This window comes from uncultured Devosia sp. (genome assembly GCF_913055165.1).
In the GTDB taxonomy this organism is placed as follows: Bacteria; Pseudomonadota; Alphaproteobacteria; order Rhizobiales; family Devosiaceae; genus Devosia.
Window position 1 is genome coordinate 1 of the sequence record NZ_CAJXJS010000020.1, and the last position, 18,263, is coordinate 18,263.

The 18,263-nt window shown below is 63.3% G+C and carries 16 protein-coding genes; 2 read left to right on the forward strand and 14 right to left on the reverse strand.

What is annotated here, in order from left to right; translation table 11 throughout:
- From QZ564_RS08570 to QZ564_RS08580, 3 genes are all read right to left on the reverse strand, one after another.
- The coding region (locus QZ564_RS08570) for an ABC transporter permease subunit (protein WP_297107841.1) at nucleotides 1-783 on the reverse strand (783 nt) is incomplete at its 3' end.
- Between the two features lie 131 nt (nucleotides 784-914).
- Nucleotides 915-1,943: an ABC transporter substrate-binding protein gene (locus QZ564_RS08575; RefSeq protein ID WP_297107844.1), complete on the reverse strand. Its 1,029-nt coding sequence runs from the start codon at nucleotides 1,941-1,943 to the stop codon at nucleotides 915-917.
- Between the two features lie 236 nt (nucleotides 1,944-2,179).
- Nucleotides 2,180-3,217, reverse strand: coding sequence for a glycine betaine ABC transporter substrate-binding protein (locus QZ564_RS08580; protein ID WP_297107847.1), 1,038 nt, complete (start codon nucleotides 3,215-3,217; stop codon nucleotides 2,180-2,182).
- A 233-nt stretch (nucleotides 3,218-3,450) separates the two neighbouring features.
- On the opposite strand from QZ564_RS08580, the gene QZ564_RS08585 reads away from it, so the two are divergent.
- Both QZ564_RS08585 and QZ564_RS08590 read left to right on the forward strand, forming a co-directional pair.
- Nucleotides 3,451-4,647, forward strand: coding sequence for an ABC transporter substrate-binding protein (locus QZ564_RS08585; RefSeq protein WP_297107851.1), 1,197 nt, complete (start codon nucleotides 3,451-3,453; stop codon nucleotides 4,645-4,647).
- Nucleotides 4,648-4,719: 72 nt separating this feature from the next.
- The gene (locus QZ564_RS08590; RefSeq protein WP_297107853.1) at nucleotides 4,720-5,307 is read left to right on the forward strand and encodes a class I SAM-dependent methyltransferase; all 588 of its coding nucleotides are present in this window, start codon (nucleotides 4,720-4,722) and stop codon (nucleotides 5,305-5,307) included.
- On the opposite strand, the gene QZ564_RS08595 is transcribed toward QZ564_RS08590, so the two are convergent.
- The 11 genes from QZ564_RS08595 to QZ564_RS08645 all read right to left on the reverse strand — a co-directional run bounded on the left by QZ564_RS08595 (nucleotide 5,304) and on the right by QZ564_RS08645 (nucleotide 18,157).
- Complete coding sequence (locus QZ564_RS08595) at nucleotides 5,304-6,599, reverse strand: branched-chain amino acid ABC transporter permease (RefSeq protein WP_297107856.1); 1,296 nt, start codon at nucleotides 6,597-6,599, stop codon at nucleotides 5,304-5,306. The genes QZ564_RS08590 and QZ564_RS08595 overlap by 4 nt on opposite strands.
- Nucleotides 6,596-7,600, reverse strand: coding sequence for a branched-chain amino acid ABC transporter permease (locus QZ564_RS08600; RefSeq protein WP_297107860.1), 1,005 nt, complete (start codon nucleotides 7,598-7,600; stop codon nucleotides 6,596-6,598). Before QZ564_RS08600 ends, QZ564_RS08595 begins: the two co-directional genes overlap by 4 nt.
- Before the next feature lie 3 nt (nucleotides 7,601-7,603).
- The gene (locus QZ564_RS08605) at nucleotides 7,604-8,308 is read right to left on the reverse strand and encodes an ABC transporter ATP-binding protein (protein WP_297107862.1); all 705 of its coding nucleotides are present in this window, start codon (nucleotides 8,306-8,308) and stop codon (nucleotides 7,604-7,606) included.
- Between the two features lie 52 nt (nucleotides 8,309-8,360).
- A complete protein-coding gene (locus QZ564_RS08610) occupies nucleotides 8,361-9,146 on the reverse strand; it encodes an ABC transporter ATP-binding protein (RefSeq protein ID WP_297107865.1) in 786 nt (261 codons plus the stop codon).
- Nucleotides 9,147-9,237: 91 nt separating this feature from the next.
- Nucleotides 9,238-9,618, reverse strand: coding sequence for a methylglyoxal synthase (locus QZ564_RS08615; protein ID WP_297107910.1), 381 nt, complete (start codon nucleotides 9,616-9,618; stop codon nucleotides 9,238-9,240).
- Nucleotides 9,619-9,686: 68 nt separating this feature from the next.
- Nucleotides 9,687-11,171: a protoglobin domain-containing protein gene (locus QZ564_RS08620; protein WP_297107912.1), complete on the reverse strand. Its 1,485-nt coding sequence runs from the start codon at nucleotides 11,169-11,171 to the stop codon at nucleotides 9,687-9,689.
- Nucleotides 11,172-11,248: 77 nt separating this feature from the next.
- Nucleotides 11,249-11,623 (reverse strand): DUF1801 domain-containing protein, encoded by a 375-nt coding sequence (locus tag QZ564_RS08625; protein WP_297107914.1) that lies wholly within the window; start codon nucleotides 11,621-11,623, stop codon nucleotides 11,249-11,251.
- Nucleotides 11,624-11,625: 2 nt separating this feature from the next.
- Entirely contained in the window at nucleotides 11,626-11,919 is a 294-nt protein-coding gene (locus tag QZ564_RS08630; protein WP_297107916.1) for a hypothetical protein, read from the reverse strand.
- Nucleotides 11,920-12,007: 88 nt separating this feature from the next.
- Nucleotides 12,008-13,612: a globin-coupled sensor protein gene (locus tag QZ564_RS08635; RefSeq protein WP_297107918.1), complete on the reverse strand. Its 1,605-nt coding sequence runs from the start codon at nucleotides 13,610-13,612 to the stop codon at nucleotides 12,008-12,010.
- A gap of 129 nt (nucleotides 13,613-13,741) precedes the next feature.
- Nucleotides 13,742-15,487, reverse strand: coding sequence for a methyl-accepting chemotaxis protein (locus QZ564_RS08640; RefSeq protein ID WP_297107919.1), 1,746 nt, complete (start codon nucleotides 15,485-15,487; stop codon nucleotides 13,742-13,744).
- 240 nt (nucleotides 15,488-15,727) lie between these two features.
- Complete coding sequence (locus QZ564_RS08645; protein ID WP_297107922.1) at nucleotides 15,728-18,157, reverse strand: methyl-accepting chemotaxis protein; 2,430 nt, start codon at nucleotides 18,155-18,157, stop codon at nucleotides 15,728-15,730.
- Nucleotides 18,158-18,263: the final 106 nt, after the last annotated feature.

The following is an 18,263-nucleotide window of genomic DNA, read 5'->3' on the forward strand; positions in this document are numbered from 1 at the left end:
AATTCCCAGGCCTGCAAAGAGGCCACGGCTGACCTCGAGCCGTCCAATGCCCTGCAGCACCTGATAGCCCAGGCCCCCGGCACCGATCATCGAGGCGATCACCACCATGGCCAGCGCCATCATGGTGGTCTGGTTGACCCCGGCCAGGATAGTTGGCAGCGAAAGTGGGATCTGAACGCCAAACAGACGCTGGCTCGGCGTGGTGCCAAAAGCGCGGCTGGCTTCCATGACCGCCGGGTCGACCGAGCGCAGCCCCAGATCGGTGAGGCGCACCAGGGGCGGCGCCGCGTAGACGATGGTCGCGATCAGCGCCGGAATCTTGCCCGGCCCGAAGATCATCACCGTGGGGATCAGATAGACGAAGCTGGGCATGGTCTGCATCAGGTCGAGCAGCGGGGTCACCACCTGCCGCACCCGCGCCGAGCGGCTCATCCACACGCCCAGCGGAATGGAAAAGATGATGGCCGTAATGGTCGCCGCGATCATCAGCGCGGTGGTGGCCATGGCGTCTTCCCACAGTTCCATGATGCCCAGGAAGAACAGCGAGAACAACACGATCACCGGCAATTGCCAGCGGCGCGTGGCCAGCCAGGCAATGCCGACCAGCAGGCCCATGATCAGCCACCAGGGGGTGGCGATGAGCACGTCTTCAATGAAGTTGAGCAGCATCAGCAGCGGATAGGCCGCCGCCTCGAATTCGTCGCCCCAATTGCGCACGACCCAATTCAGGCCATCATCGATGGCGCGGCGCCAGGGGCGGGTATCGATCAGTTCTGGAAACATCTTGGCTCTTTCTCAAAAGAGGACCGGTCTTGGCGTGCGATCCCGAAAGCAGCCCGGGTTGGTTTGGGGATCGGACGCACAAAACGGCCGGGTCGGAACCCGGCCGCTGTGAGGAAAGTCAGGGACTGATGCTAGCCAATCGCGGCCAGCACCTTGTCGGCCACGTCGGCCGGAACCCACTGGGTCCACACATCCTGCTTGGTCTTGAGGAAATTCTCGGCGGTTTCCTCGGCATCGGCCTGGTTTTCATCGCCATAGACCAGAAGCTCGGAGATCTGCGCATTGGTCAGGCCAACCTTGGAGAAGTACTCGGCAACCACCGGAGCATCTTCCTGAATCCACGCCGCTGCACCGATCACGGCAGGGCTGGACGGATAGGCGGTCACGCCGGCCGGCTCTTCACAATCGGGATTGGTGTTGCACTGATAGACCTCCATATCGGTCTCACCGATATCGAGCTGCACGGCCGGATACTTACCCAGAATGGCCGTGGGACCCCAATAGTAGAACAGGATCGGCTCTTCGCGGGTGAAGGCACGGGCAATCGAGGCGTCAAGCGCGCCGCCCGAACCGGGCGAGAACAGGTTCCAGGTCTCGTCCATGTCGAAGGCTTCGAACAGTGCCGACGTCGACAATTCGCAGGCCCAGCCCGGCGGGCAGGAATAAAGGCGGCCCTGGCTGGGCTCCTCCGGATCGGGGAACAGGTCCGGCCGCGCGATCACGGCTTCGGCCGTGGTCAGGTCCGGATTGGCGTCCTGGGTATATTGCGGGATGAACCAGCCTTCCACGGTGCCATCGGTGATGGCGTCGGCGAGCTGCACCACAGTGCCATCGGCAATGGCGTCGGCCCAGGCATCCTCAATGGCGCTGGTCCACAGCTCCGGCGCCACCGCCGGGGTTCCGCGGGTCATCATGGACGAAGAGGTCGGGACGGTGTCGCCGGCCACGATCTCGACGTCACAACCATATCCTTGTTCCAGGATCGTCGCATGAATATGCGCCAGGGCTGCAGCGGAGGGCCAGGACATCTCGGCGATATCGATGGTGCGATCGGTGCCGCATTCGGTGGCACCGGCGTCCTGAGCGACGGCCGGAAGGCTGCCGGCGGACAAAAAGGCGACAGCGATCACGGCGGCAATGCCACCGGATTTCAAAATCATCAGGTCTGCTCCTGCGGTTGTGGGATGAGACGGACCTTAAAGATGGCAGAATTGTGTGTCAAATCCGCCACTATTTGCCCAATAACAGACCTTCCAGACTGCCTCTTCTTGACCAGGGAGACTGGCTCTTCCTGCTCAAAAACTGAATCGACCACTTTTCTTGATTGGAAAAGCAGCCTCCATGTAGAAATTGGACTATTCTCAAGTCGAAAAAAATCTGAACTGACGGCGCGGCATCAGGGCCTGGGGCCGGGCCAGCCACCCCAGATTTCGGCTCTCTCGGCCACGAAGCGGTCAGCGATGCTTTCGATGGTCGCACCGGGGGCATTGAGCTGCGCCAGCATCGCGTTCATCTCGGCCAGCGGCAGGCTGGCGCGCTGGAAATAACCGGCGATCAGGGGCGTTTCGGTAAAGACCCTTTCGACCAGCGCGATCACCACATTGTCCGGCGGGAAGGCTGAGGGCTGTGGATCGGCGCAGATGCGATCGGCCAGGCACTGCGCGGCACTCTCTTCATAGGCGCCCATCTCGATGGGCACGAAGTCGAGCTGCGCCAGAATGGCATTGGGCTGCCAATAATAGAACAGGAACGGTTCGCGGCGGTTGAGAGCCTCGGCGATCAGCCGGTCCATCTCCAGCCGGTTGGCCGGCTCGACCAGGTCGACCAGCCCGGACAAGCCGTGCGCACTGATCAGGTTTTTGTTGATGATCGCACAGGCCCAGTCGGGCGGGCAGGAAATGAAGCGCAGCGGCAGCTGATCTTGCAGTTGCAGCAGCGCGGCGGCCAGGCCGGCAGCGTCTGGCGGGGTGGCAAAGCTGTCGGCCAGCGTCGAGGGCATGTACCAGCCTTCGAACTGGCTGGTGCCATAGCTCGGCGCAGCGCTGCGCACCATCTGCCCTTCCATGGCACCGTTCCAGAGATCGGCGATACGGTTGATCCACAATTCGGGCGCCACCTGCGGCTGGCCGATCGAGCCCATGGACGAAGCCGTCGCCGCCTGGTCGCCCTGCACCACCCGGACGTCGCAATCGAACTCGGCAGCCAGAATGCGTGCGTGAATTTCCGCCAGCAGGGCTGCGGACGGCCAGCTCATGCGGGCGATCGAAATAGGCCTTGTGCCACAGGGCGGCGGCGGTTCTGCCGGGGGCACCGGCGCGGCTTGCCCGCCCGACCCCGCATCCTGCGCCTGATCAAGCACGGTGATCTGCGCCAGGACCGGCGTCGCCATCAGGGCGAGGCAAACGAGGGCAAAGAGGAGCCGTTGCAATTGCATTCTGCCTCCCGGGCCATGCAGGAATGAGCCGGCAGTCTTGCCCAAGCACGGCCCGTTAAGCAACCGGCCAGCCTCATGGATTTGGCGCGCAAACCCCGGTGACACGCAAGCCCGGAATGTGCAACAGTCCGGTCCCAGCGGGGCGCGTCTTGCGCCCCCTTGACCGTTGTCGCGCCGCAAGAAGCGAGGCCAGCAAGGCCACCCGGCGCCCAACAGCAAACAGAGGGACGTCTATGTTCAAGAAAACCCTGACCCTGGCGGTCGCCGCCACCACCCTGACCATGGCCGCTCCGGCCCTGGCCCAGGACAGCGGCGCCACCATCGGTTTCATCGGCGGCTTTACCGGCCCGATCGAATCGTTGACCCCGCCGATCTTTGCCGGCGCCGAGCTGGTTGTGGACCAGGTGAACGAGCAGGGCGGCATCCTGGGTGGTGAGCTCACCATTCTGTCCGCCGACGGTGCCTGCGACGCCACCGCCGCTGCCGCTGCCGCCGACCGCCTGATCAACACCGACAACGTCACCGGCGTGGTCGGCGCGCTCTGCACCGGCGAAACCATCGGCGCCTTCAACGGCTCGGGCCTCTCGGGCAATGTGGTCTTCATCTCCCCGGCCTCTTCGGCCCCGGCGCTGACCACGCTGGAAGACAATGACCTTGTCTACCGCACCACCCCGTCCGACGCGCTCCAGGGCGTCAAGCTGGCCAACCTGCTGCTTGCCAAGGGCGTCAACGACATCGCCATCACCTATGTGAACAACGACTACGGCAAGGGCTTTGCCGACGCGCTGGCCGCCGCCTACGAAGCCGGTGGTGGCACCATTGCCGCCAATTTGGCCCACGAAGAAGGCAAGGCCGACTACCGCGCCGAGCTGGGCAACCTCGTTGCCAGCCAGAACCTGGTCATCCTCGCCTATGCCAACGCTTCGGGTAACACCATCCTGCGCCAGGCTGTCGAGAGCGGCAACTTCACCACCTATGTCGGTGGTGACGGCATGGTCGGTGACGACCTGCTCAATGGTATCGACGCTTCGGCCGTCGAAGGCCTGATCGCCACCCGCGCCGGTGCGCCGAGCGGTGAATCGGTTGATATCTACAACGGCTTTGCCAGCGACAGCTTCCAGGCCAATGCCACCTATGCCCCGCAGGCTTATGACGCTGCCTTCCTGATGGCCCTGGCCATCGAGAAGAACGGTTCGGCCTCGCGCGATGGCCTCTCTGCCGCCCTGCGTGACGTCGCCTCGGCTCCGGGCGAAATCATCCGTCCGGGTGAATGGGCCAAGGCCAAGGAACTGATCGCGGCTGGCACCGACATCAACTATGAAGGCGCCGGCGGCGCGCTGGACTTCGACGAAGCCGGCGACGTGGACGGCATCATCGTCGAACTGGCCGTTGAAGGCGGTACCTTCGTTGAGAAGGGCCTGATCCAGTAAGTTGGATCGAGTACTGAACTGAACGCAGAGGCCCGGGAGCAATCCCGGGCCTTTTCTTTCAGAGGAGTAGCCATGACCGACGACGACACCTTGCGCTTCTACGCCGACAACGCAGCGACCTATGCCCTGCATCGCACCCGACCGACGGGCGAAAGGCTACGGTCTTTCCTCGCCGCTCTGCCCGCTGCCGCTCGTATCCTCGAACTTGGCTGCGGCAATGGCATGGATGCCGAACACATGCTGGCGCAGGGGTTTGACGTCGATGCCACTGACGGCACGCCTGAACTTGTGGCCGAGGCGCAAACGCGCTTGGGCGCACGGACAAGGGTGATGCGGTTTGAGCAATTGGACGCCGAGGCCGAGTATGACGGCGTCTGGGCCTGCGCCAGTCTGTTGCACGTGCCCACTACCGATCTGCCCAACATACTTGCCCGTGTGCGGCGCGCAATACGACCGGGCGGGGTGTTCGTCGCCAGCTTCAAGGCCGGAAGCGGCGAAGGCCGTGACGGCATTGGCCGCTATTATAACTACCCAACTGCTGAGGGGTTGACGGCCGTCTACCGAACGGCCGGTTGGACCGACATGGCGCTCGAAACGACAATGGGCAGCGGTTTTGATGCGCTGCCCACTCAATGGCTCTGGATGACGGCGCAGCGCTAGCCGCGCGCATCCTCCCGCTTCACCACTTCCGGTATCAATCCCTTGGGCGCGAACCGCAAGGCAATGGTGATCACCAGACCCAGCACGAAGACGCGCATCTGGGCCGAACGGGCTTCGATTTCGGGAATGGCGCCCCAGCCGGCATTGGTCGACCAATAGCTGACGAAGTCGAACACGGCCTTGGAAAGCGGCTCGGACACCACCCAGACCAGCCAGAGCAGCACCGCACCGAACAGCGCCCCCCAATTATTGCCGGCGCCGCCGACGATCACCATGACCCAGATGAGGAAAGTGTGGTTGATCGGCTGATAGCTGGACGGATCGAAGATCTGCACGAAGCTGACCAGCATGGCCCCGCCAATGCCCATCAGCACCGAGCCGAAGACGAAGATTTCCAGCTGCCGCGCGGTGACATTCTTGCCCATGGAGGAGGCGGCGATGTGATTGTCGCGGATGGCGCGCATCATCCGGCCCCAGGGGCCGGCATAGGCCCGCGAGATCAGCCACATGACGAGCCCCAAAACCACCAGCGCCAGGAGGAAATAGCCGGCGCGGGCGGCAATCAGCGAGCCGGCAATATCCATGCCGCCGGCCTGGTAATCCTGCGGCAGTGGCGTCGGCCAGGGAATGGGTGAGACGGTGAGCGTGCCGCGGGTCAGCCAATCCATGTTCTTGATCAGCGCGCGGATGATTTCCGAAATGCCGATCGTGGCAATGGCGAGATAGTCGGTGCGAAGGCCCAGGCAGATCTTGCCCACGATATAGGCGATGCCGGCCGCCAGGACACCGCCAAAGACCCAGCCGAGAACCGGATGGGCGCCCAGGCCGCCGACCCAGCCGCCACCAGCGCTCTCGATATAGGCTGCCGCCGGATCGAGCTGGCTGCGATAAAGCACATAGGCGATGAACCAGGCCAAAACGGTCAGCGCGCCTTTCCATTTGCCGGTAATGCCAATGCGATGGGCCTGCCGTGCGGCCAGGACGATCAGCGCGCCGATTGCAAAGGCGAACAACGCCCGGCCCAGCATCATCGGACCGTCCGACCCCCAGAACTCGGGATTGACCGGATAGGAGATGAAGGTGACGGCGGCGCCGCCCACCATGAGAAAGCCCATGATGCCGAAATTGAAGAGCCCGCCATAGCCCCACTGGATATTGAGCCCGAGCGCGATCAGCGCATAGGCAGCCGCTTCCACCAGGCGCGAGGATGTGAAGGGCAGGCCCATCACCCAGCCGATGACCAGGATAAGGACGAACAACCCGCCGAACAGGGCAAGGGAACGCTGGATCATGACGAGGCTCCCTTGAAGATACCGGTGGGTCGGACAAGCAGGGTCACGACGAGAATGACGAAGGCCACGGTAAGCTTGTATTCGGTGGGCACCAGCGCCAGTTGCGCCGGCAATTGCAGCCAGTCAGGCAGCACCGCATTGAGCGGCCGGAACAGCATGGTCCAGTTGAACACGGCCAATGTCTCGGCAAAGCCAATCAGCAGACCACCGGCAATGGCGCCATAGGCCTGGCCCAACCCGCCGACAATGGCAGCGGCAAAGATGGGCAGGATGATGTTGAAGGCCAGGTCGGGCTTGAGTGTCACATCCAGCGCCAGCATGGTGCCGGCCATGCAGGCCAGCGCCCCGGCAATCACCCAGGTGACCCGCACCACGAGCGCGGTATTGATACCGGAAACCTGTGCCAGATCGGCATTGTCGGCCATGGCGCGCATCGCCTTGCCCAGCCGCGAGCGGGTGAGGAAGAAGTGCAGCGCAATGACGGAAACCAGCGTCACCACGATCATCAGCACTTGCGGCTCGGTGATCACCAGCGGCCGGGTCGAGCCGATGGTCGAAGTATCAATGCGGAAGATTTCCTTGGTTTCGGTCTCGAAGAAGGAATAGGAGCCCGCACCAAAGAACAGGCGGATAAGCCCCTGGATCATCAGCGTCACGCCGATCGAGGCGATCAGCAGCGTCACCGGCTTGGCGCCGCGCTTCCTGAGCGGCGCATAAAAGCCCTTGTCGATCCCCAGCGCCAGAATGGCGGCCAGCACCATGGCAATGGGCAGCACCACGAAACCGGTCGGTATGGGCGTGACGATCCCCCAGGCGGCAAAGGCCGAGGCGAGCAGGAAGGCGATGAAAGCGCCGCCGGTCATCAGCTCGGAATGGGCGAAATGGGCAAAGCGCAGAATGCCGAAGATCAGCGTGATGCCGATGGCCCCCAACGCATAAATGCAGCCCAGCACCAGGCCGGAAATGACCACCTGATTGATGAAGAAGACAATTTCGGTCACGGCTCAGCCCCCGAGGAAAGACTTGGCGACTTCAGGGTCGGCGATCAGCTCGGCCCCGGTGCCGGTATAGCGGTTCTGCCCGCCCGCAAGCACAAAGCCCTTGGTGGCAAAGGCTAGCGCCTGGCGCGCATTCTGCTCGACCATCAAGATCCCCACACCTTCCTTGTTGACGCGCTGAATGGTCTCGAAAATCTCGATCACATAGCGCGGCGACAGCCCTGCAGATGGCTCGTCTAGCATGAGCAGGCTCGGCTTGCTCATCAGCGCCCGGCCCATGGCCACCATCTGGCGCTGGCCACCGGACAACTCGCCAGCCGGCTGGCGGCGCTTCTCGGCGAGAACTGGGAACATCTGGTAGACCCAGTCCATGGTGCCCTTGAAATCGTCCTTGCGGGTGAAGGCACCCATCTCCAGATTTTCCTCGACACTCATCGAGGTGAAGACGTTCTTTTCCTGCGGCACGAAGCTCAGGCCCTTGGGCACCAGCCTGTCGGGCAGTGAATTGGCAATATTCTCGCCGCCGAAATCGATGGTGCCGCCAGTGACTTTGAGCAGCCCGAAAATGGCCTTGAGCGTGGTCGATTTGCCGGCACCATTGGGTCCGACAATTACCCCGATATCGCTCTTCTCGATGGCGATGTTGACACCATTGAGAATGGGCGCGCCGCCATAGCCGCCGACGACGTGTTTGAGTTCGATCAGTGGCATCAACGGGTCTCCCCGAAAAGTGGGAACCGGTTTTCGGACAAGGAGACCCGCATCAAGTGTCGGCCTCCACCGGGGTGCCGAAATAGGCTTCGACGATGGCCGGGTTGGCGCGAATTTCGGCCATCGGGCCTTCAGCGATCTTTTCGCCCTGCGCCATCACGATCACCGGATCACAGAGCCGGCCAATCAGGTCCATATCGTGTTCGATGACGAAGAAGGTGTAGCCCAGTTCGCGGTTCATGCGCTCGATATTGCCGGCCAGGTCATTGAGGAGGGTCTTGTTGACGCCCGCCGCCACCTCGTCGAGCAGCACCACCTTGGCATCGACCATCATGGTGCGCCCCAGTTCGAGCAGCTTCTTCTGGCCGCCCGAGAGATTGCCCGCCAATTCGTCGCGCACATGGCCGAGTTTCAAGAAATCGATGACGTCCAGCGCCTTCTTGCGCACCTCGGTTTCGCGGCTCTTGACCAGGCCGGGGCGGAACCAGACATCAACCAGATGCTCGCCTGGCTGGTCGCCCGGCACCATCATCAGGTTTTCCAGCGCCGTCATCTGCGAAAATTCATGCGCGATCTGGAAGGTGCGCAGCATGCCGATGCGGAACAGCTGGTGTGGCGGCAGGCCGGTGACGTCTTCTCCGTCAAAGATCACCTGCCCCTCATCAGGGACGATATTGCCCGCCACCATGTTGAACAGGGTGGACTTGCCCGCGCCATTGGGGCCGATCAGCCCGGTGATCGAGCCGCGACGGACCGACAAGGAGCAATTATTGACGGCGGTAAGCCCGCCAAAGCGTTTTGAGACGTTGCGAACGTCTATGACCAAGTCTGAGGACAAGCTGAATTTCGCCCCGGTTGTTCCTGAATGCCTGTGTGCCCGGTTCAATCCGGGCAATTTTGCGGCATCTGCTCACAAGAGCGCCCCAATATCAACCTTCTGCTGGGTTCGGGACGGCAGCGAGCACGGCGTCTGCTGTGGATTTGTTGTTGGCCAGCGGCACATCATAGAGTGTGGCCAGCCGCGTCAGCGCCTTGACATCGACATCATGCGGCTGGGCCGAAAGCGGGTCGATAAAGAAGATGAGGACATCCAGCCGTCCCTCGCAGATCATCGCCCCCAATTGCTGGTCGCCGCCCAGGGGGCCGCTCTTGAGCAGATGCACATCGAGCCCGGTCGCAGCCTTGACGCGGCTGCCAGTGGTGCCGGTGCCCCAGAGTTCATGCAGGCCGAGCCTGTCCCTGTGCGCCTCGGCCCAGCGGCAGAGATCGTCCTTCTTGTCGTCGTGGGCCACCAGTCCAATGCGCGCCATGCCATCCGTCTCCCTTGCGAGCTGGCGCCTTCTTGCCTGTCACATGGAGAAAGGGCAAGCCGGTCCCCCTAACCAACATGCCAATGCGCCGCCAGCGCCGCCTGGTCCTGGACCAGGCAGGGCGCCGCATCCACCTCGTCTGCGCAGTCCGGTGCGAAGGCAGCGGCCAGATCGGCAAGCGCTTCGGCGCCTTCCAGCGCCTCACGCAGGCCGGCCATGGCGGCCTGCCGTTGCGCCAGGTCGCCGGTAAGGTCGTGGCGCAATTGCTCGGCCGCCAATGCGGCGTCCGCCAGCGCCGCGCCTTGGGTGCGCAGCAGTCCAACGACATCGCTGGTGCTGTCGGCACCCTCCACGGTCGCACTGAGCCGGGTCATCGCGCGGTCCAGCACTTGGCTCTGGTGGTCAAGCCGGGTGCGCACGCCGTGCAACTGACCGGCGAGCCCGGTCAGCCCTGCACCCAGCGCCTGCAACGCCCCGCCCCCTTCCTGAGCGGTCGCCAGTTGCACATTGAGCTGCAGACCCTCGACCTGCTCGGCAAGGGCGGCGAGAGTCTCCAGCTCAGCCTGCAGCGCCGACAACGCTTGCGCTGCACCAGCCGCTGATTTCTTGGCTCCCCCGCGCTGCCGGGACTGCGTCCGGACTCTGCGCTCCAGCTCAGCGGTCACCCCGGTATCCTGTGCAAGCTCGTTCGCCGCCACCAGGGCTTCGGCCAGGGCAGTGGCCGCCGCCACCCGCTCATCCTGGCCGGACAGCATCGCCCTGCCCCCCTCCACCGCGCGACCGGCGATATGCCGTGTCGCGGCGCTAGCAGATTCGAGATCGGCGATGAGGGTGAGGACCTTGTCAGCCAGCCGCCCTGCCCCCTCCTGGATCGGCGCCAGCTCGGGGTCCATTGCCGCTGCGGCATCTGGGTCACGCTGGCCCTCCGCAGCCAGTTCCAGCATCCGCCCGGCCTTGCTGATCGTGGCACGCAGGCGCTGACGCTGGGCTTCGACGGCATTCAGCCCCTCCTCGCGCAATTTGCCCAGATAGCCAGACATGCTGAGATCGATATCGAGCAGGATGCCGCAAAGAAGAGCCACCAGCCCATCCGCCAGGGCATCCACCGCCTGCACCATCCGGCTGTCGTCCGCGCCACCGAACAGCCTCAGCGCCGGGCGGCGAGTCTTGAGCACCGACACCATTCCCGCCTGCAGCATGCCCCTGACCAGGCTATCCACCAGGCTCGCATAGCTGCCCACATGCCAGCGCGGTTCAAGCCCGATCCGCGCGTGGCGCTGCCCCATCCGGGTCGCGGCCTCGGCAAATTGCCGGTCAAACCGTCCCGAAGCCAGGGCCCGCCAATGCTCGGCCAGGCCATCGCCATTGGCCTCGATACGGTCGCGGCCATAGAGGAAGCGCGCGGCGCTGGGCGTCGTCGCCAATTGCGCCTGAAACCGCTGCAGGGCCTGCTCCACCTGGGGTTCGATCAGGGCTGATAGGGGGGCGAGCCGCGCCTCCACATCTGCACCGAGCCCGAGAAAATCGAGCCTTTGCTGAAGTGTTTCCTGCATGCCACCCTCGTTCCGTCAAAGCCCAGCTTCAGCTCCGATCAGACCCTTTGGCGGTAAATATCATGGTTAACAAAACCCTATCGGCTTCTACGTAGGTCCGGCCCGGAGGAAAGTGCGATAGCCTCCCCGACCAGCATCGCCAATCCGGCCTCCGGCACAGCGTCGCCGGGACAAAGGCGCATAAAACGACCCTTCTTGAGGTGATCACCCTCAAGCAGTCCTTCCGGGTCCTCGAGCAGCCGGCCCTGTTCAAAATAGATCGCGACCCGGTCCTCATGCGGAAACACCGCACAGATAAGACCGGCCCGCGCGTGCCGGAAATTGATAGAGCGCCAGCCGAATTTGACGGTGCCAGACAGGTCCGGCATGGCGGCGAGCTGGGAGACGACCGACCGGCAGAGCCCGCCGATCTTTTCTGGCAGTGGCTGCAACAGCCGGTCGAGATCGTCCATTCTTACGCCGCCAAGCGGATGGTGCTGTGCCGCATGACAATGCTTGCCGGATCGATCATCATCATGGCCGGAAACTGGCCCATCACCCGGTTCATCTCGGCTGCCGCAGCTTTGGCCTCCGCCTCTCCGGACCAGATGACCATGTCGGTCCACTCGCCGTCCTCGGCCTCGGTCAGTGTACGACTGACAAAGCCGGGCTGGCTCTGCGCCCATGCATTGACCGCCTCATTGGCGGCGAGAAAGCTGGTCGCATCATTATCGGCGAGGCGGAAACAAACCAGTTCAAGAACCTGCATCATTCACTCCAGATGACAATCGCGGCGTTACAACTGCCGCCATTGCCTTCTGGTGCAAGGTCGTGACAGGCCGCGTCAGCAGAACCGGCTAGAAGGCCTCCCAGTCGCTCGACAGGGCCAAATTGCCGGTGCTGCGCAAGGCCGGGCGGGATCGGGTTTCCGCCGCCGCCTGCTTGCCTGGCGAGGCGGACCGACCCTGTTCGATGCGGAACACCTCGACAATCCGGTCAAGCTCGCTGGCCTGGGCCTCGGTCTGTTCGATGGCCGCATTGGTCTCTTCGACCAAGGCTGCATTGTGCTGGGTCATCTCGTCCATCTGCCGGACGGCCACCGTGATCTCTTCGAGCGAGGCGGATTGTTCGCCATTGTCCCGCGCGATCGTATCGATCAGGTTCGCGCTTTCTTCCGCCCGGGCCCGGATATCCTGCAGGGTTTCGGCGGCCCGGACCACCAATTGCGTTCCGTTGCGCACTTCCCCGGCGCTGGCTTCGATCAATTGCTTGACGTCGCTCGATGCCTGCGCGGCGCTCTGGGCCAAGCGCCGCACCTCGATCGCAACCACCGCAAAACCCTTGCCCGCCTCGCCGGCGCGCGCCGCTTCGACTGAGGCATTGAGAGCCAGCAGATTGGTCTGGAAGGCGATATCGTCGATCAATCCGATAATGTTGGAAATCTTGGACGAGGAGTTCTCGATGGCCGACATGGCCTGGGTCGCCTCGCCCATGACGATGCCGCCGTCATTGGCGCTGCCGGCCAGGCGACGGGCTGTTTCACTGGCCACCCCGGCCCGCTTGGCATTCTCAACCACGGCCGATGACAATTGCTCGATGGAGGCCGTTGTCTCCTCGATCGTGGCTGCCTGGCGGGTCGTGCGGTCGGCCAGGTCATTGGCCCCGGAAAGGATTTCGCCCGTTGCGGTCTTCAGCGATCGAGAGGTCTGCTGCAACTGCCCGACAATGCCGGCGAGTTTTTCGGCCACCGCATTGGTATCATGCTTGATCTGTTCGAACTCGGGATCGAGCTCTTCGGTAACCCGGCTGGTCAGATTGCCCTCTGCAACGTCCTTGAGCACCGCGCCGGTCGCGGCAACGGCCTTTTCGATCTTGGCGCGGGCGGCGTCATCGGCCGCGCGCGCGTCACCGGTCAGCTTGTCGAAATAGGCGGTCACACCCAGATCGATATCGAGCAGCATCGATTTGAGGACGGCGATCAGGGCTTCGGTCATGGTTTCGACACTCGCCATCACCGCCTCGGGCTTGGGCGGCACCGGGGCCCCGAACCGGCCCTTGACCGGCTGCAGGGCCGCCTGCATCGCATCCAGCACCACACCGCGCACTAGCGTTTCCATGATCACGCCATAGCCGCCAATATGCCAGCGCGGCTCCAGGCCGATCTGGGCATGGCGCAGGCCGACGCGCGAGCTGGCCTCCATATAGGCTTCGTCCAGCTGGCCGGTGGCAATGGCATTCCAGTGGCCGACCTGCTTGGATTTGGCTCGATCCATTTGCGGTCGACCGTCGAAGAACCGGTTCACCGCCGGAACCGTGCCGATCTTGGCGTAGAATAATGTCAGCGCCGTTTCCAGATGCGCCTCGATACTGGGTTGGATATCGGCCATGCGGCTGCGTGCGGTCGCATCCAGGCCAATGAAATCGAGCCTGGATTGCAGGGCATCGGGAGCGTGTTCAGCCATTGGCCTCACCTTGAGCAAAGACATTAAGGAGCCTGCTCCAGGCCAGACTCCCAAATCTTGGTCCGGATCAGTTCGGCCCAGACTAGGACTCTATGGTAAACCCATGGTGAATAAGATCCACAGCGGGTCCTATTGCTCCACCCAGCCCCCTCCGGCGACCTTGACCAGCTTGGGTGCCCCCCGCTGGGCCGGGCGCCGATCCGGACTGGACGCCTCGGCCAGCCGGAACACCTCGACAATCCGGTCCAGCTCTCCCGCCTGGCTTTCGGTCTGTTCGATCGCTGCATTGGTCTGTTCGACCAGCGCCGCATTATGCTGGGTCATCTCGTCCATCTGCCGGACAGCCACGGCCACCTCTTCCAGCGCACCAGCCTGCTCGCGATTCTCCCGGGCGATCTCGTCGATCAGGACGGCGCTTTCCTCGGCACCGGAGAGGATATCATTGAGCCCCTCGGCGGCCTTGCCCACCAATTGCGCCCCGGCTCGCACCTCTCCGGCGCTGGCTTCGATCAGCACCTTGACCTCGGCGGAAGCCTCCGCCGCGCTCTGCGCCAGGCGCCGCACTTCCACCGCGACAACGGCAAAGCCCTTGCCCGCTTCTCCGGCCCGCGCCGCCTCTACCGAGGCGTTCAGCGCCAGCAAATTGGTCTGGAAGGCGATGTCGTCGATCATGCCGATGATGTTGGAGATCTTTGCCGATGACGCCTCGATGGCGGTCATGGCGGTGGTGGCATCGGACATGACGGCGCCGCTCTCGGTGGCGCTTTGGGAGACCTGGCGCGCCTTGGTGCTGGCTGTCGCCGCGCGCTTGGCATTGTCTGCCACGGCACCCGACAATTGCTCGACCGCCGCCGAGGTCTCCTCGATCGTGGCCGCCTGCTTGGTCGTTCGGCTCGACAAATCATTGGCGCCTGAAAGTATTTCTGCCGTCGCCGTGCGCAGCGTGCGCGACGCCCGGCTCAACCCGGTGACGATGCCGTCGAGCCGCTCCAGCGACTGGTTGAAGGCCTGTCGCAACTGCTCGTACTGCCCGGTGAATTCGGTATCGATGCGGGCCGTCAGGTCACCTTCGGCCATGCGCTCCAGGCTCTGCGTCAGCGAGCTGAGAATGCCTTCGCAGCGCTTGCGCTCGGTGATGTCGGTGGCGAATTTGACGACTTTGACCGGCCGCCCGGCCGCGTCCAGGATTGGATTGTAGCTGGCCTGGATCCACACCTCCCTGCCAGCCTTGCCAAAGCGCTGGAACTCGGCTGCCTCATATTGGCCGGCCCGCAGCCGCGCCCAGAATTGCTCATAGGCCTCGGACTGCACATAATCCGGCGCGCAGAACATGGAATGATGCCGCCCCACAATCTCGTCCAGACGATAGCCGACCGTGGCCAGGAAATTGTCATTGGCGGTGAGGATCGTGCCGTCCAGATCAAAGGCGATAACCGCCTGCACCCGGGAAATGGCTTCGATCTGCGCGGCATGATCTGCCGCCTGCTGCTTCTGCGCCGTGATGTCGGAGGCAAACTTGATGACCCGGACCGGCTTGCCCGACCGGTCGAGCACCGGATTGTAGCTGGCCTGAATCCAGACCTCACGCCCGCCCTTGGCAAAGCGCTGGAAAGCGGCCGATTTGAATTTGCCAGCCCGCAAGTCAGCCCAGAAGCTCTTGTAGTCGGCGCTGGCCGCATAGGCTGGATCGCAGAACATGGCGTGGTGCTGGCCCTGCACCTCGTCCAATGCATAGCCCATGGCATCAAGGAACGTCTTGTTGGCCGTGATGATCGTGCCGTCCAGCGCAAACTCGATCACCGCCTGGCTGCGCTCGATCGCCTCGACCTTTGACCGGTCGCTCCGCCCGCGTGACCCTGAAAACAAACCACCCATTACAACCCCCTTGCCGTTCGACCGCACTCGAACGTCTCTGGGGACAAGGCTGCGCTCACACGGTTAAAACTTCCTCCACGACAATATACGTTTTTGCGTAGCACCAGTTATTTAGCGCGATGGCCTCGCCGGATTGGAAGTATAAATCAGGCTAACGGGGGCCTCTGGACTATCCCCTATGGGCTTTCGATCCTGTTTCTCCCTATTTTCTGGCCGTTTCAACGCTGCCGCAAGGATAGCCTAGAATGCACTCCAATCCTGCGCCAGGGCAGCATTGCCCCGGCTCAGCAGGGGCCCGCCGGCCTGAGGCGGCTTCTGGGCCGGGCGAGACGGGATCGCCTGAGCGCCGGCAGCATCAGAACCCGAACCGGTCTTGAACACGGCCACGATGCGGTCCAGTTCGCCAGCCTGGGATTCGGTCTGCTCGATGGCGGCATTCGTCTCTTCCACCAGGGCGGCATTGTGCTGGGTCATCTCATCCATCTGGCGGACGGCCACGGCGATCTCGTCCAGCGCCGCCGATTGTTCGGCATTGGCCTGCGCAATGGAATCGATCAGTTCCGCGCTTTCCTGCGCCCCCGCGAGAATGTCATGCAATTGCTCGGCCGCCTGCCCCACCAGTTGCGAACCGGTTCGCACCTCACCGGTGCTTTCCTCGATCAAGCGCTTGACGTCGGCCGACGCCTCCGCCGCGCTCTGAGCCAACCGCCGCACTTCCACGGCCACCACGGCAAAGCCCTTGCCCGCTTCCCCGGCCCGCGCCGCCTCCACCGAGGCATTGAGCGCCAGCAGATTGGTCTGGAAGGCGACATCATCGATGAGCCCGATAATGTTGGATATCTTGGCCGAAGACGCGCTGATGCGTTCCATGGCCGCGGTCGCCTCTGTCATCACCGAACCGCCCTGGTTGGCGCTCGCCGACACCGCCAGCGCCTTCTGGCTGGCCGTACCGGCACGCTTGGCATTGTCCTGCACAGCCGTCGTCAGCTGTTCGACCGCCGCCGAGGTTTCCTCGATATTGGCCGCCTGCCTTGTGGTCCTGTCTGCCAGGTCATTGGCGCCCGAGAGGATTTCGCCGGTCGCTACCTTCAGGGAGCGCGAGGTCCGCTGCAGCCCGCCGACAATGTCGCTGAGCTGATCGCCAACCGCGTTGATATCGCTCTGCAGCTGCGCAAAAGCGCCGCGATAATCGCCCGACATGCGCCGCGTCAGGTCGGTCTGGGCTAGCGCCCCCAGAACCCCGCCGGCATCATCCAGCCCAGTGGCTACCGAATCCACCATGCGATTGAAATTGCCGGCGATGCGCGCGATTTCCGCATCGGCGAACTGCTCCTCAATGCGCTTGGAGAAATCCCCCTCCAAAGTCGCCTCGACCACCCCTTCGAAGGCACTCTGGAAACTCTCCATCGTCCGGGCACGCTCCAGCCGACGCGCATTGGCGCGCTGCTCTTCCTCGGTCATTTCCGCGACCCTGATGCCGTTCTGCTTGAACACATCGACCGCCGCCGCCATCTCGCCGATTTCATCGCGCCGTTCTGCATAGGGCACTTCAGCATTGAGGTCGCCGGAGGCCAGGCTGCGCATCGCCTCGGTGATCCGGCCCAGAGGCTTGGCGACCTGCGAGACCACCACATGGAAGGCAAGGCCCGCCAAGCCAAGGCTGGCCAGCAGGATGGCGGCTTCAAAGATCATCGCAAGCCGGGCCTGATCGGCTTCATGCGACACCAGGGTCGTCGCTGCGATCGTCGTCTGAGTGGTCAGGTCCAGCAGGGTGTCGATCGCCTTGGTTGCTTCGGCGATCCAAGTGTCCGCGTCTAGGTCATAGGCACCCCAGGCGACACCCTGCGCATAGACCTTGGTCCGCACTGCCTCGAACGAGCCAAAGAAGACGGACTTCACATTGGCCGCAACCTCGACAATGCCCGGATCGGCGCCTTCGGTCTCGAGATAGGTTTCGACCTCCATCCAGGCCTGCTCCAACCGGCCGCGATAGGTCGCCAGCGTCTGCAGCTTGGCGGTATCCAATGGTGCTTCCGCCGAAATGACCGCACCGATCATCGCCCGCTCCCGGCCGGCATATTCGCTCATCACCCAGATCGCATTCTTGACCTGTTCGAGCATCATCACCTGCGTTTCCATGGATTCGGGCAGATAGCGCGCGGCCAGCCGCAGGCGCTGCGATTCCATGATGAGATCGGTGAAGGTCGGCACCCAATCGGCCGACAGATTGGCGGGACGTTCTGAGGCGCTTTTCTTGAGCGCATTATCGGCCTGGGCCCGCAGGACCATAACGGCCTCGAACCTTTGCTCCACCCCCGCAATCAGGCCGGCGCGATCCTTGAACTCCGGCCCTGCGGTCAAGCCGTTCAGCGCCTCGGTGAAAGCCTCATCGGCCGCCTCACGACGTGCCGCGATCGTCGCCACCGTCTCGGCAGAGGCGGCACCGGGCTGCGCCAGTGCTGCATTGGTGACTCCACGTTCCACCGCCCAGTTGCCGGCGCTTTTCAGCAGCAGGTCAGATACGGCAATACTGCGGCTGACGCCATCATCGCTCTCCGCCTCGGTCCATCTATGGAGGGCGCCCTCGCCGGCAAAGAGGATCACCGCAAGGCACAGTATACCCATCAAGGCCAACAATCTGGCCCGCACACTGCCGAAGATCTGACGCAAAACCGCCTCCCAAAGCCGCTTGTCGCTGATTTAATTCGAAACATGAACTTATTGATCGGGAGTGGTTAAGAATTACTGAAAACGTTTTCGAACAATGGGCAGATTG

Bases quoted from the DNA above. Each gene is read 5' to 3' on its own strand.
- QZ564_RS08615 (WP_297107910.1), bottom strand. From the start codon at position 9,618: ATGGCGCGCATTGGACTGGTGGCCCACGACGACAAGAAGGACGATCTC.
- QZ564_RS08635 (WP_297107918.1), bottom strand. From the start codon at position 13,612: ATGGCTGAACACGCTCCCGATGCCCTGCAATCCAGGCTCGATTTCATT.
- QZ564_RS08640 (WP_297107919.1), bottom strand. From the start codon at position 15,487: ATGGGTGGTTTGTTTTCAGGGTCACGCGGGCGGAGCGACCGGTCAAAG.
- QZ564_RS08625 (WP_297107914.1), bottom strand. From the start codon at position 11,623: ATGGACGATCTCGACCGGCTGTTGCAGCCACTGCCAGAAAAGATCGGC.
- QZ564_RS08605 (WP_297107862.1), bottom strand. From the start codon at position 8,308: ATGCCACTGATCGAACTCAAACACGTCGTCGGCGGCTATGGCGGCGCG.
- QZ564_RS08575 (WP_297107844.1), bottom strand. From the start codon at position 1,943: ATGATTTTGAAATCCGGTGGCATTGCCGCCGTGATCGCTGTCGCCTTT.
- QZ564_RS08595 (WP_297107856.1), bottom strand. From the start codon at position 6,599: ATGATCCAGCGTTCCCTTGCCCTGTTCGGCGGGTTGTTCGTCCTTATC.
- QZ564_RS08620 (WP_297107912.1), bottom strand. From the start codon at position 11,171: ATGCAGGAAACACTTCAGCAAAGGCTCGATTTTCTCGGGCTCGGTGCA.
- QZ564_RS08590 (WP_297107853.1), top strand. From the start codon at position 4,720: ATGACCGACGACGACACCTTGCGCTTCTACGCCGACAACGCAGCGACC.
- QZ564_RS08580 (WP_297107847.1), bottom strand. From the start codon at position 3,217: ATGCAATTGCAACGGCTCCTCTTTGCCCTCGTTTGCCTCGCCCTGATG.
- QZ564_RS08630 (WP_297107916.1), bottom strand. From the start codon at position 11,919: ATGCAGGTTCTTGAACTGGTTTGTTTCCGCCTCGCCGATAATGATGCG.
- QZ564_RS08585 (WP_297107851.1), top strand. From the start codon at position 3,451: ATGTTCAAGAAAACCCTGACCCTGGCGGTCGCCGCCACCACCCTGACC.